The organism is Halococcus hamelinensis 100A6, assembly GCF_000336675.1.
GTDB classification, from domain to species: domain Archaea; phylum Halobacteriota; class Halobacteria; order Halobacteriales; family Halococcaceae; genus Halococcus; species Halococcus hamelinensis.
In genome coordinates, this window is record NZ_AOMB01000033.1 from 1 (window position 1) to 13323 (window position 13323).

A 13323-nucleotide genomic window follows, 5' to 3' on the forward strand; every position below is an offset into this window, starting at 1 on the left:
GGAGGCGTTCAACGTCGGTAGCGGGGAACAGGTGAGCATCGCCACCCTCGCCGAGCACGTCCGGAACGCCATCGACCCCGAGATCGAGATCGTCCACACCGGCCCGCGTTCCGGCGACGTTCGTGCGAGCTGTGCGGACATCTCGAAGGCCGAAGCCGAACTCGGCTACGAACCGACACGGGACATCGAAACCGGGATCGGGTCGCTCGTCCAGTGGAAACGACGTCTCCCCGTCAACCGAGGGTGAGGGTCGGACGTCACAGCGCGAAAGCTCACGAGACGAACCTGTCGGAACCGGTCTTCCCGTTCGGCGGGAAAGCGACCGGAAGACTGCTCCCTGCGACACACGAACGCTTCCTTCGGCCCGCGAGGACAGTCCTCGGCACAGCACGTGGGATCCGGCGTACGTATCGCTCGGAACGATCGGGGCTGGGAGAGACCCGACGAAACCGCCTCTCCCGGGCGACCACGCGACCGGTCTCGAACTCGTGGTCAGAACCACACCCGGTGGTCACGACAGCGCTATGTGAACACTTGCCCAAGTACGGGTGTGTTCAGTGAGTGGCTAGAACGACCCCGTTTGCGAGCGGGCGGCGACGTCGAAGAGCGGAGCGCGACGTGGCTCGAACTGTTCTACGACCTCGTGTTCGTGGTGACGGTCGCCGAACTCGTCGGGCTTCTCAGCGCCGGTAGCTCCCCACCGAGCGTGTTCGCGTACGTTGCATTGTTCGTCCCCGTGTGGTGGGGTTGGATCGGCTCGACGTTCTATGCGACCCGCTTCGACACCGACGACCTCGCTCACCGACTCATGACCGCGGTCGAACTCTTCGCGGTGGTTGCACTCGCGGTCAACGTCCACGGGGCGTTCGGCGAGACCTCCCGTGGATTCGCGCTCGCCTATGCGGTCCTCCGGGGCGTCCTCGTCATCAAGTATATCGGTGCCAGTCGAGCCGTTCCCGAGGCACGGCCACTCACGATACGATACGCACGCGGCTTCGGTCTCGACGCCGGCTTGTGGTTCGCATCGGTGTTCGTCCCGCTCCCCTATCGCTTCGGTCTGTGGGCGCTCGGTCTCCTGGTCTCGTTCGGCACGCCCATCACCGCGGGGAGCCTCCACGGCGAACTCCCACCCCACGCCTCACACCTCCCGGAACGATTCGGGTTGTTTACCATCATCGTCCTCGGCGAGTCGGTCGTCGGGCTCGTTCACGGCGCGAGCGAACAGACGTTTTCGCTCCTCGCGTTTCTCGTCGGCGCGTTCTGCGTTGCAGTGGTGTTCAGCCTCTGGTGGATATACTTCGACAATCTCGATGGTGCGGCCATCCGGGCGGCGGTCGCAGCGGGGCGCACCGCCGACTACCAGCGCTGGCTCTACGCCCACTTCCCGCTCGCGGTCGGTCTCGCCGCCGTTGGCGTCGGGATCGACCATCTCCTCGTCGCCGATCCAGCTCTCCGGCTACCGGCGGCCGACCGCTGGCTGCTCTGTGGCGCGCTCGCGGTCGTGTTCTCGGCCATCGGGCTCATCCACCGGACGACCGACGCCTGCGCTAACCGTCCCGTACGAACCCAGTCGTTACATCGCTTCGGCGGCGCAGGTGCGGTGCTCGTCGTCGCCGTCCTCGGTGGACCGCTGACGCCGTTCGCGGTCGCCGGAGTTCTGGTGGTCATCTGTGTGACACAGGTCATCCTCGACCTGCGCGAACGGGAGTCGACAGCCGAGTTCTCGGTCGGTGGATAGCCATTCCCGTAGGAGCGACTCCCTCGAGGAATGTCGTACATCGGCCGTGAGCCGTCACTGGCATGGCTGAACTCCTCGCCCCGTTCTCCCGGTTACGGGTCTTTGTCGTGACTGGTGATCATGTGTCCGGCCTCCTGATATGGGCCACACAGCGCGTCAGAGGACTGACGACAGGCGATCTCCGTGAGCGAGCGCGAAGGGGTGGCCAGCGAGCCCCGTTCGTTCGTGGTATCCGCTGTGGATCCGATGGCTGTATCGGGGAGATAGCGCCACGCGACCACCCCCAGCACGAGACAGCCCGCGGCCGCGAGCGCCGCGTTAGCGAAATAGCCCGGTCCGAAGGCGGTGAAGACCACACCCGCGAGCGCCCCGCCGATGGCGAACCCGATCTGCCCGGTGGCGGCCGTGAGGCTCATCAACGACCCACGGTGGTCGCCAGGAACGAGTTCGGTCAGGAGAGCTTGGAACGAACTCCCGCGCGAGGCGAACAGTGCCATCGCAACGAAAAAGACGACGTAGATCGGCCACAGATCGGCGGCCACGAACGGTGTGACGAGGATCACCAGCGTGACCACGAGCGAGGCACCGACGATGACCGGTTTGCGGCCGACACTATCGGACAGCCGTCCGGCCTCCGGCCCCGCAAGGACGTTCCCGACCCCACCGACGAAAAAGAGGAGCGCGATCGTGCCACCTGTGGCCCCCAGCGTAGTTTCGAGCCAGAGCGGAAGGTACGCAATGTACAACGGAAAGCTCAAAAACACCAGCGCGAACATGAGCGAGGCCGCCCCAACACCGGGGCGTCGAAGCAGGTCGGTGTACTCTTCGATCGCGGTCCGGACACTGAGTGGCGCTTCAGCGCGTTGTGTCTCGGGTTGAGGGACGAACCGCCAGACGAGTACCGAGGCGATACCCATCACGACGGCGAACGCGACGAACGGGGCGCGAAAACCGAACGCATCGGCGAGAACGATTCCGAGGGGGATACCGGCGATCTGACCGGCCGCGAGACCGCTCATGACCCAACCGCTCGCCCAGCCGCGGCGTTCGCGGGGGAAGTAATCACCGACGTACGCGATCGCCGCCCCGTTGAGAATTCCACCGGCCGCCCCGGCGAACGCCCGCACGCCGAACAGCATCGCGAAGCTCTCGACGAACCCGTGCGCGGCGAGCGCGACCGTCATCATGGCGCTCCCGGCCAACAGGATACGTCGCCGACCGACGCGATCCGAAATCGGACCTGCCACGAGCGCGAACATCCCGACGGCGAACGCATAGGCCGTGATGAGCGTTCCCAGGAGACCGGTCGTCACACTGAGCTGTTCGGCGATCCGGGTCAGGATCGGCGCGACGATCATCACCTGACTGGCGAACGAGAACACAACCACCCAGAGCACGAACAGTATCAGGTGGTCGCTGACATCGTCGTGGGTCGGCGCATTCACGCCGTCAGACAGGTGTCCGTAGCGCATAACCCTACCGTCAGACCACCTCGAACGCCTCCATCGGAGTCACACCGAGTATTCGGTGGTGTGTATCGTCGACGACCGACCTCCGGGGCGGTCTCCCGCATCGCTCTCCGACCGCTAACGTGATCTGAGATATCTCCCCTTGGGCAAAACAACTCACCCAGCAGTGAGATGGATGGTCGACGGTTCACCATCGTGAAGAACGAACCCCACGGGGTTGCATTATAAGCCCAGCGACTGAACCGCGAAGCGGACCGATTCGAGCGTACAGTGACCCGAGAAGAGCAATACAGCATCGTCTCCAGCGCCGATCTGTCGCCCGTGGATTTTCTCACCCGGAAAGAACAGTGGCGAGAGTGGGTCCTCCTCGACGGGAACCGATACGTGATCGCCGGTGGACTGAGCGTCGGCTTCGGGGTGTTGACGTTCGCCATCCTGTACGGCCTCGGCGGGATCACGTCGAACACGCAGTCGCTCTTCTACGTTTTCAGTAGCCTCATCGGGGGGAACATCACCCTCATCACCGTCGTCGCGTCGATCAACCAGTTGCTTCTCTCCCAGACGATCCAGACGCCCGGTCAGCTCCAATCGCAGGTGGAGAACATCATCGAGTACCGGTCGGAGGTCGAGGAGGCGGCCGGCGAGATCGCTCCCGCGGAGCCGCTTGGCTTCCTGCAGCTCCTCTTCGAGAACACGCGGGAGGAAGCACAACGCGCCGGCGGTCTCGCGACCGTGGACAGCGACCGAAGCGAGACGGCCATCGACGACCTGGTCGAGGAGCTCACCGATCACATCGACGATATACGCGGGTATCTGGACCAACCGGACATGGAGACGTTCGACGTCCTCTCGGCGACGTTGACGACCAACTACGCGAACCAGATCAACCGTACACGGCAGATCCGCGACGAGTACGACGGACAGCTCTCCGATGCGACGCTCGGGGCCCTCGATACGCTGATCGACCGGCTCCAGGAGATCGACATCGCCCGACAGTACTTCAAGAGCATCTATCTCCAGCGGGAACTGTCGCTCCTCTCGCGGCTGCTCCTCTACGGCGGGATCCCCGCCGAAGCCGCCTCGATGGGTGCGCTGGTTCTCTTCGCGACCCCCGTGACGGGGACGTCCCGGCTGTTCGTCGCCATCGTCCCCGTTCTCATCACGGTCAGTCTGATCCCGTTGGGGCTCCTCCTGTCGTTCATCGTTCGGATCACGACCGTTACCCAGCGAACGGCTGCGACGATCCCGTTCACCACCCCCGGACAGGAGAAGTAAGGTCGCGGTTCCGCGTGACCCGTTCCCGAGGATCGAAACGGGGACGTGTCGGATTTCGCACCGACCAGGGTTCGCCTTCCGGAGCGGGGCGAGGGCGGCTATCGTTTCGTGCATCGAAACCCGATAGCTACCGTCCTGAACCGTCCTCTGTGGGGTCCGTCTCCCGACTTCGAGAACCCGCCGGCCGGAAGTTTTAGGTGTGCCAAAAATCCGAAGTCCTTATTGCTTTTAGGCTTGCCTAAAGAGCTGCATGTACCGGACGAACCACCGAACGGGACGCATCGGAGAAATCGTCGGTCGAGGAGGGGGCCCGCTGTGAGCTACCTCGATGGGGGCAATAGCGAGGTCCTCACACGGCAATCCGAACGCGAATCGAACGCGCGCACGTACCCGCGCCACCTGCCCTTCGCCATCCGTGAGGCGACGGGCGTGACCGTCACCGACATGGACGGGAACGAGTACTACGACTGTCTCGCGGGGGCCGGGACGCTCGCCCTGGGACACAACCATCCCCGGGTCGTCGAGGCGATGGAGCGGGTCATCGACGAGGACCGACCGATCCACACCCTCGATATCTCGACGCCGACGAAGGAGCGATTCGTCGACTCGCTGTTCGAGAGCCTCCCCGACGAGTTCACCGACCGGGCGAAGATCCAGTTCTGTAGCCCCGCCGGAACCGACGCCGTCGAAGCCGCGCTGAAACTCGTCAAAACCGCCACCGGGAACCGAAGCGTGCTGGGATTCCAGGGTGCCTACCACGGCATGACCAGCGGGGCGCTCGGCCTGATGGGCGATGTCGACGTGAAGGGGACGCTCCCCGCTTCGACGGGCGAGGTCCATCACCTTCCGTACCCCTCCAACTACCGTCCGCCGTTCGGCGTCGGTGGCGAGGAGGGCCACCGTATCGCCAGCCGGTACGTGCGGAACCTCCTCGCTGACTCGAAGAGTGGAATTACCGACCCCGCCGGGATGATCCTCGAACCGATCCAGGGCGAGGGTGGGTCGGTCCCTGCCCCCGACGAGTGGCTTCGGGAGATGCGGCGCATAACACGTGAACACGACATCCCACTGATTCTCGACGAGATCCAGACGGGTCTCGGCCGCACGGGCGAGACCTACGCCTTCGAACACGCCGACATCGTTCCCGACGTCGTCACGCTCTCGAAGGCCATCGGTGGCGGCCTCCCGCTCGCGGTCGTCGTCTACGACGAGTCGCTCGACGTCTGGGAACCGGGTGCCCACGCGGGCACCTTCCGGGGCAACCAGCTCGCCATGGCGGCCGGCGAGGCGACCATCGATCACGTCGTCGAAAACGACCTCGCGGAACACGCCGCGGACGTGGGTCGTCGACTGCGCGAGGCGTTCGAAGCGACGGCCGAACGCTTCGAGGCCGTCGGCGACGTTCGCGGGCGCGGGCTCATGCTCGGGGTCGAGTTCGTCGACCACGGGGCCGAGTGGCAGGGACCCGGACCGCACGCCCCGGACGGGGACTTCGCGGAAGCCGTTCAGGCGGCGTGTTTCGAGCGCGGCCTCGTCGTCGAACGCGGCGGGCGGGGGGACGCCACTGCGCGATTCCTCCCGCCCCTGATCGTGACGAGGGCACAGGTCGACGAGATAGCCACCATCTTCGAGGAGGCGGTGGCGGCCGTCGCGGCCGAGCGGTGGGAGGTGACGGCGTGACGCCCGACGAGCTGTTCCTCGGGAGCGACGCGGGCAACGCCGCCTACCGCGAGGCGATGGAATCGGCGACCGAGACCGTCCTCGAAAGCGTCGTCGACGGGGAGAACCCCTATTCAGGGCAACCGCCGGACGTCCTCGCCGAACAGTTCGACGACCCCGTGATCCCGGAGACGGGGGTGGGCCTCGACGAAACTATCGAGGCGGTCGGCGAGCACGTGCTCGCACACTCCGTCGACCCGTCGAACGGCCGCTGTATGGCCCACCTCCAGTGCCCGCCGATGATCCCCGGACTCGCCGCCGAGGCGCTGTTGACCGCGGCGAACCAGTCGCTCGACTCGTTCGACCAGGCACCCGCCGCGACGGTGCTCGAAGGACGCGTCGTCGACGCCCTCTGTGACCTGTTCGACCTCCCGTCAGACGGGGACGGCGTCTTCACCGGCGGCGGCACGGAATCGAACTTCCAGGCGCTGTTGCTCGCCCGCGACCGATGTTGCAGCCAGCGGTTCGACCACGACGTGCAGGCGGACGGACTCCCGGCGAACGCCGATTCGCTTCGAGTGCTCTGTTCGGACGCCGCACACTTCACCGCGAAGCAGGCCGCACACCACCTCGGCCTCGGCGAGAACGCTGTCGTCACCGTGGCGACGGACGACGAGGGACGGATCGACGTGACGGCGCTCGACGCGACGCTCGCGGAGCTCCGCGCCCGTGACCGCGAGCCGTTCGCGCTGGTCGGCACCGCGGGGACGACCGACTTCGGGAGCATCGACCCGCTCTCGGCGCTCGCCGACCGGGCCGGGGACCACGACCTCTGGTTCCACGTGGACGCGGCCTACGGCGGCGCGCTCGCGGTAACCGACCACCGCGCCCTGCTCGACGGTATCGAACGAGCGGACTCGGTCGCCGTCGACTTCCACAAGCTGTTCTTCCAACCCATCAGCTGTGGAGCGCTCTTGCTCCGTGACGGCGACGAATTCGGCTGGATGAGTCGCAACGCCGCGTACCTCAACCCCGCGGGCCACGACGACGCCGGCATCCCGAACCTCGTCGCGAAGTCGGTCCGGACGACGCGTCGGTTCGACGCGCTGAAACCCTACGTCGCGTTTCGCAGCCTCGGGCGGGAGGGGATCGCGGCGCTGGTGGAGTCGACGCTCGAGCTGGCCGACGGGGCGGCAACACTTCTCGACGACGTCGACGACTTCGAACGCCTGCACGAACCGACGTTGAACACGCTGGTGTTCCGCTATCGACCCCACGACGGGATGGACGACCGCGCGGTGAGTCGGTTGAACGCCGCCATCCGGCACGACCTCCTCCACGACGGCCGGGCCGTCGTCGCCCGGACCGAGGTCGACGGCGTGACCAGCCTGAAGTTCACCCTGTTGGATCCGACGGCGACGCTCGACGACGTGGCCGCGACCCTCGATGTCCTCCGGGACCGTGGTGCGTCGGTCGTCGCCGAACGGGGGGCGGTCGTGTGAGCCTCGAAACCGGAGGGGACGAACGCCGCGAGGAGCGCGCACCGGAGCTCGACCCCGAGGCCCGCGCCGACGACGCTACCGTCCACGCGTTTCTCAACTGCTACCTCCGGGAGACGGGCGACTACGAGGTGGTCGACGAGCGCGTCGCCGGGGTCGACCCCGGCGCGGACGGGCTGTTGTGTGCGACGCTCTCCGGACAGGGGGTCGACCTGCTGGCTCCGCTCGCCTACCGTTCCCCGACCGAACGTCACCTGTTCGAGACGCCCGTTCGCTACCGGATGGGAAGCCCGAGGGGGCTCCCCATCGACTCGGCCACGCTCGCCGCGCTGGTGATCAAGGACCTCTCGCTCACGCAGGCGGGGACGGCCGTCCCCGACGAACTGCTCGAACGGGTGCTCCGGAGCAAGCGCGCCACCGAGACGTTCGTCCGGGCGCGTGCCGACGACGAGGAGCGCCTCTACGCCGAGCGGCTGTCGTTCCGCGACGCCGAGCAGGCGCTCGTCTTCGGCCACCACCGCCATCCGACACCGAAGAGCCGGCAGGGGATCGCGGCACGGGACCGCTCGACCTACGCGCCGGAGCTCCGGGGGAGCTTCCCGCTACACTACTTCCGCGCGGACCCGACCCTGGTGTCGGCCGACTCGGCGCTCGACCGGAGCGCCACGCGGTGGGTGACGGACGCCCTCCGTGAGGACCCCGACGTGTCCGAGTCGTTCGTCGCCGAACACGTCGAGAGCGACGACGTCCTCCTCCCGGTGCATCCCTGGCAGGCCCAGTACCTCCTCGATCGACCGGTCGTCGAGGAACGACTCGGCGACGGACTCGAACACCTCGGGGCGGTCGGTCGGGCGTTCTCCCCGACGACGTCCGTCCGGACGCTGTACAGCCCGGCGTCGCCGTTCATGGTGAAGTCCTCGCTGAACGTGCGGATAACCAACTCCCGCCGGACCAACAAGCTGCCGGAGCTGGAGCGGGGCGTCGCCATCGCCGAGCTGCTCGACACCGCGTTCGGCGACGAACTCGCCGCGGCGTTTCCGGACTTCGACGTGATCCGGGACCCGGCGTATCTCGCGCTCGACCTCGGCGACGGCGAGTCGGGGCTGGAGACGGTGTTGCGTGCGAACCCGTTTTCGGGTGTCGACGAGCCGAACGCCACGCCCGTCGTCTCGCTCTGTCAGGACGCCATCGCCGGACGGTCGCGCCTCGGTCGCCTCGTCGCTTCGGTCGCCGACCGGGAGGGCCGCTCGACCGAGGCAGTGAGTGCCGACTGGTTCCGGGACTATCTCCGCGTCTCGGTCCGGCCCGTGCTCTGGCTCTATCTCGTCCAGGGCGTCGGCGTCGAGGCGCACCAGCAGAACACGGTGCTCGAACTCGACGCCGATGGCTACCCCGTGAAGTGTTACTACCGCGACAACCAGGGATTCTACCTCCCCGAGTCAAAACACGCCGACGTCGAGGCGTACCTCCCGGGAATCGGCGAGCGTGCGGGCACCGTCTGTGCCGACGGGATCGCCGACGAACGGCTGCGCTACTACGTCGTCCTCAACAACGCGCTCGGGGTGGTGAACGCCTTCGGGAGCGCCGGCCTCGTCGACGAACGTCGACTGCTGGGGCTGCTCCGGGACGAACTCGAACGTGCTCGCGAACGGTACGACCGACCGAGCTCCGGGCTCCTCGATCCATTGCTCGAATCGCCGACCGTGCCCTGCAAGGCGAACCTGCTGACCCGCTTTCGGGGGTTGGACGAACTGGAGAACGACCTCGAGAACCAGTCCGTCTACACGGACGTCACGAACCCCCTCGTCACCGAACTCGACAGATGACAGGACCCCACACTACTCACTCGACCGACGACGAGTATCGGGCGTACGACCCGGATATCGACCGCACGATATCGCTCCGCCGGGCGACCATCGAACGCGACCTCGACCGACTCCACACCTGGCTGGGGAGCGACCACGTGAAGCCGTACTGGGACCTCGACCTCCCGTTACCGTCGTTCCACGATCGCCTCCAGGCGAAGCTCGCGGACGACCACCTCACGCCGTACGTCGGCTGTCTCGACCACGTCCCGATGAGTTACTGGGAGTGCTACTGGGCCGCCGAGGACGACGTCGGCAACCACTACGACGCCGACCCCGCCGACCAGGGCGTCCACCTGCTGATCGGTCCCGAGGAGTATCTGGGGCACGGATACGCGTCCGCACTGCTGCGGGCGGTCGTCGCCATGCAGTTTGCCCACGCCGACACCGACCGGGTGATCGCCGAACCCGACGTCCGGAACGAGCACGTCATCCACGTGTTCGAGCAGTGTGGCTTCGAGCCAAAGACGGAGTTCGCCTTCGAGGAGGCCGAGAAGGACGCGCTGTTGCTGGTCTGTGAACGCGACCGCTTCGAGCGCGAGGTGATGCCCGGCGCGACCGACGCGACCGCCGGGGCGGCTGAAACGACGGGTGGTGCCGATGGCTGAGCGGTCGAGTGGTGGTGAAGTCCACGACCTCGTCGGTATCGGGGTCGGTCCGTTCAACCTCGGTCTCGCGGCGATGGTGGACGGCGTCGAGGAGGACGTCGAGACCGTCTTCCTCGAACGCGAACCCGAGTTCGACTGGCACGAGGGGATGTTGCTGGAGGGGACGACGCTCGAAGTCCCCTTCCTCGCCGACCTCGTGACGCTCGCGGACCCGACGAGCCCCCACAGCTACCTCAACTACCTGCGGGAGACGGGTCGCATCTACGAGTTCTACTTCTACGAGACGTTCCAGATCCCCAGACGGGAGTACAACGACTATCTCCGGTGGGTCGCCGAATCCCTCGGGGGGCTGGAGTTCAGTCGCGAAGTGGTCGAGATCGGCTGGGACGACGACCACGAGCACTACGTCGTCGTCGCTCACCACCCGGAGACGGGCGAGCGCTTCGAGTACCGCGGCGAGAACCTCGCGCTGGGGATCGGCTCGCGGCCCCAGATACCCGAGCACCTGCAGGGACATCCTGAGAAGGACGTCTTCCACACCGCCCGGTACCGCCACAACCGCGAGCGGGTCTCGACGGCCGACTCGGTCGCCGTCGTCGGATCTGGCCAGAGCGCCGCCGAGGTGTTCGAGGACCTGCTGGAGCGCCAGCCCGAAGCGGGCTATCGGCTCGACTGGCTCACCCGCTCGGACGGGTTCTTCCCGATGGAGTACTCGAAGCTCGGGCTGCAGCACTTCACCCCCGAGTACGAGCAATACGTCTACGACCTGCCCCAAAAGGTCAAGGACGACCTCGTCCCGAACCAGGACCGCCTCTACAAGGGCGTCGACCCCGGGACGAGCGCCGCGATCTACGACCTGCTGTATCGGCGCTCCATCGGCGACCGGGACCCGGACGTGGGACTGTTCGCGATGACGGAGGTACGGGACATCGAGGCCGTGGGGGATGCCTACGCGCTCGACTGTCACCAGTGGCAGGCCGAGGAGTCGTTCGTCCACGAGAGCGAGGTCGTGGTCCTCGGGACCGGCTACGAACGCCCGACCCCGGGTTTCCTCGAACCCATCGAGAACGCGATCGGGTGGGACGACCGGGGCCGGTTCGAGGTGACCGAGGACCACCGTCTCGCTATCGACCACCCCGGCGACGTCTTCCTCCAGAACGCGGAACTCCACACTCACGGCGTCGGCGTGCCGGACCTCGGGCTCGGTGCCTACCGCAACGCGCTGTTCGTCAATCGGCTCGTCGGTCGCGAGGCCTACCCCGAGGACACGAACACCGTCTACCAGGACTTCGCCGTCGAACAGTTCGTCGAACGCTCGTCGGGCGCTTCCCGCCACGGGAGCGACCCGGCACCCACCCGGAACGATTGACATGGATCCCAACGACACGACCCGACAGGACGCACTGACACCCGAGATATGGACGACGACCGAGCGCCGCCTCCTGACGAAGATGCTCGAAGCGTTCGCCTACGAGGAGATACTCGCGCCGCGGAAGGTCCGGGACGGCGACGAGCGTGCCGGCTTCAGGTTCGACCTCGGGCCGGCGAGCTATCGCTTCGAGGCCACCGAGCGGCTCATGGATAGCCTCCACGTCCACGGCGACACCGTCGAGCGCCGAACGGACGGGGAGTGGACGGGGTTCGAGGACCCGTTTCGCCTGCTGCGCGACCTCGGCGAAACCACCGACCTCGACGGGCTCACCGAGGGAAACCTCGTCCGCGAGTACAAGCGAACGCTGCTCGCGGACGCCCACATCGAAGCCAGAAAGCGCGAGCGCGAGGGGTTCGACCCGCTGGACCTCGGCTACGCACAGCTCGAAGGCGAGATGGAGGGCCACCCCTGGATCACCTACAACAAGGGTCGACTCGGGTGGGGATACGACGACTACCGACGGTACGCCCCGGAGATGAAAGACCCCGTGAGGCTCTCGTGGGTCGCCGTCCGGAAGACGGAGTCGACGTTCGCCGCGACCGACGACATCGACCACGACTCGCTCGTTCAGGGCGAACTCGGGGCTCGCTACGGCGTCTTCCGGGACCGTCTCGCCTCGAAAGGTCTCGACCCGGAGAACTACTACCTCCTGCCGGTCCACGACTGGCAGTGGGAACACAGCGTCGTCCCGCTGTTTCCCGACCACATCGCCGACGACCGCATCGTCCCGCTCGGCGAGGGTCCCGACGAGTACCTCCCACAGCAGTCCGTCCGGACGTTCGTCAACGTCGACCACGACGGGAAACACCACGTGAAGGTGCCGATGCGGATCCTCAACACGCTCGTCTGGCGGGGGCTCCCTGGCGAACGGACGGAGCTCGCCCCGACCGTCACCGAGTACATCGAGGGGATCTACGAGAACGATGAATTCCTCCAGGACCAGGGACTCGTTCTCCCCGGCGAGATCGCGGGTATCAACTACGACCACGCGGATTTCACGGCCATCGAGGGCTCCCCCTATCAGTACCACGAACTGCTGGGTGCGGTGTGGCGCGAGTCCATCCACACGTTCCTCGACGGTGACGAGCGCGCGGTCACGTTGTCGGCGCTGATGCACGTCGACGGCGAGGGCGTCCCGTACGTCTCACGGCTCGTCGAGCGCTCCGGACTGACGCTCGACGAGTGGCTGGAGGCGTTCTTCGACACCGTACTGCCGCCGCTGTTGCACTTCCTCTACCGCTACGGAACGGTGTTCTCCCCGCACGGCCAGAACACCATCCTCGTCGTCGAGGACGGCGTGCCGACGCGGCTCGCGGTGAAGGACTTCGTCGACGACGTGAACGTGAGCGACCGGCCGCTCCCCGAGCTGGAGGCCCTCCCAGACGGGATGCACGATGTGCTCAGGAAGGAACCACCGGAGGGGCTCTGTCAGTTCGTCTTCTGTGGACTGTTCGTCTGTGTGCTCCGATACGTCGCGGACGTGCTCGTCGAACACGAGAACTACACCGAGGAACGGTTCTGGCGGCACGCCCGGACGGCCGTTCTCGACTATCAGACGCGATTTCCGGAACTGGAGGAACGCTTCGAACTGTTCGACCTGCTCCAGCCGGAGTTCACGAAGCTCACCCTCAACCGAAATCGTCTGTTCAACTACGGTTACGACGACGCCCCCGCCCGCCCGCACGCCGTCGAACACGGAACGGTGACGAACCCGCTCTACGAGGTCGCGGACGAGCGCTCCGGCTGAGTCGGCCGTGACCGGGTCGGTCACCGGCGGG

At 66.5% G+C, this 13323-nt stretch carries 9 protein-coding genes and 1 pseudogene; 9 read left to right on the top strand and 1 reads right to left on the bottom strand.

Going from position 1 to position 13323, the window contains the following annotated elements; genetic code table 11:
* Both C447_RS11480 and C447_RS11485 read left to right on the top strand, forming a co-directional pair.
* Window positions 1–247, top strand: a pseudogene (locus C447_RS11480) (nucleoside-diphosphate sugar epimerase); the annotation flags it as partial.
* Between the two features lie 303 nt (window positions 248–550).
* Entirely contained in the window at window positions 551–1738 is a 1188-nt protein-coding gene (locus C447_RS11485; RefSeq protein ID WP_237713477.1) for a low temperature requirement protein A, read from the top strand.
* A 92-nt stretch (window positions 1739–1830) separates the two neighbouring features.
* Here the strand turns inward: C447_RS11485 and C447_RS11490 are convergent, their stop codons facing one another.
* On the bottom strand, window positions 1831–3183 hold the full coding sequence (locus C447_RS11490) for an MFS transporter (RefSeq protein ID WP_237713478.1): 1353 nt from the start codon (window positions 3181–3183) through the stop codon (window positions 1831–1833).
* A gap of 294 nt (window positions 3184–3477) precedes the next feature.
* On the opposite strand from C447_RS11490, the gene C447_RS11495 reads away from it, so the two are divergent.
* From C447_RS11495 to C447_RS11525, 7 genes are all read left to right on the top strand, one after another.
* Window positions 3478–4482 (top strand): hypothetical protein, encoded by a 1005-nt coding sequence (locus C447_RS11495; protein ID WP_239639171.1) that lies wholly within the window; start codon window positions 3478–3480, stop codon window positions 4480–4482.
* A 315-nt stretch (window positions 4483–4797) separates the two neighbouring features.
* Window positions 4798–6162, top strand: coding sequence for a diaminobutyrate--2-oxoglutarate transaminase (locus C447_RS11500; RefSeq protein WP_007694040.1), 1365 nt, complete (start codon window positions 4798–4800; stop codon window positions 6160–6162).
* On the top strand, window positions 6159–7643 hold the full coding sequence (locus C447_RS11505; protein ID WP_029602012.1) for a pyridoxal phosphate-dependent decarboxylase family protein: 1485 nt from the start codon (window positions 6159–6161) through the stop codon (window positions 7641–7643). Before C447_RS11500 ends, C447_RS11505 begins: the two co-directional genes overlap by 4 nt.
* Window positions 7640–9466: an IucA/IucC family protein gene (locus C447_RS11510; RefSeq protein ID WP_007694042.1), complete on the top strand. Its 1827-nt coding sequence runs from the start codon at window positions 7640–7642 to the stop codon at window positions 9464–9466. The genes C447_RS11505 and C447_RS11510 overlap by 4 nt, the downstream gene beginning before the upstream one ends.
* Complete coding sequence (locus tag C447_RS11515; RefSeq protein ID WP_007694043.1) at window positions 9463–10113, top strand: GNAT family N-acetyltransferase; 651 nt, start codon at window positions 9463–9465, stop codon at window positions 10111–10113. Before C447_RS11510 ends, C447_RS11515 begins: the two co-directional genes overlap by 4 nt.
* Window positions 10106–11482: a lysine N(6)-hydroxylase/L-ornithine N(5)-oxygenase family protein gene (locus C447_RS11520; RefSeq protein WP_007694047.1), complete on the top strand. Its 1377-nt coding sequence runs from the start codon at window positions 10106–10108 to the stop codon at window positions 11480–11482. Before C447_RS11515 ends, C447_RS11520 begins: the two co-directional genes overlap by 8 nt.
* Before the next feature lies 1 nt (window position 11483).
* Window positions 11484–13292, top strand: a complete 1809-nt coding sequence (locus C447_RS11525) for an IucA/IucC family protein (protein ID WP_007694048.1) — start codon at window positions 11484–11486, stop codon at window positions 13290–13292.
* The last annotated feature ends 31 nt before the right edge of the window (window positions 13293–13323 follow it).

Bases quoted from the DNA above. Each gene is read 5' to 3' on its own strand.
- C447_RS11520 (WP_007694047.1), top strand. From the start codon at position 10,106: ATGGCTGAGCGGTCGAGTGGTGGTGAAGTCCACGACCTCGTCGGTATC.
- C447_RS11515 (WP_007694043.1), top strand. From the start codon at position 9,463: ATGACAGGACCCCACACTACTCACTCGACCGACGACGAGTATCGGGCG.
- C447_RS11525 (WP_007694048.1), top strand. From the start codon at position 11,484: ATGGATCCCAACGACACGACCCGACAGGACGCACTGACACCCGAGATA.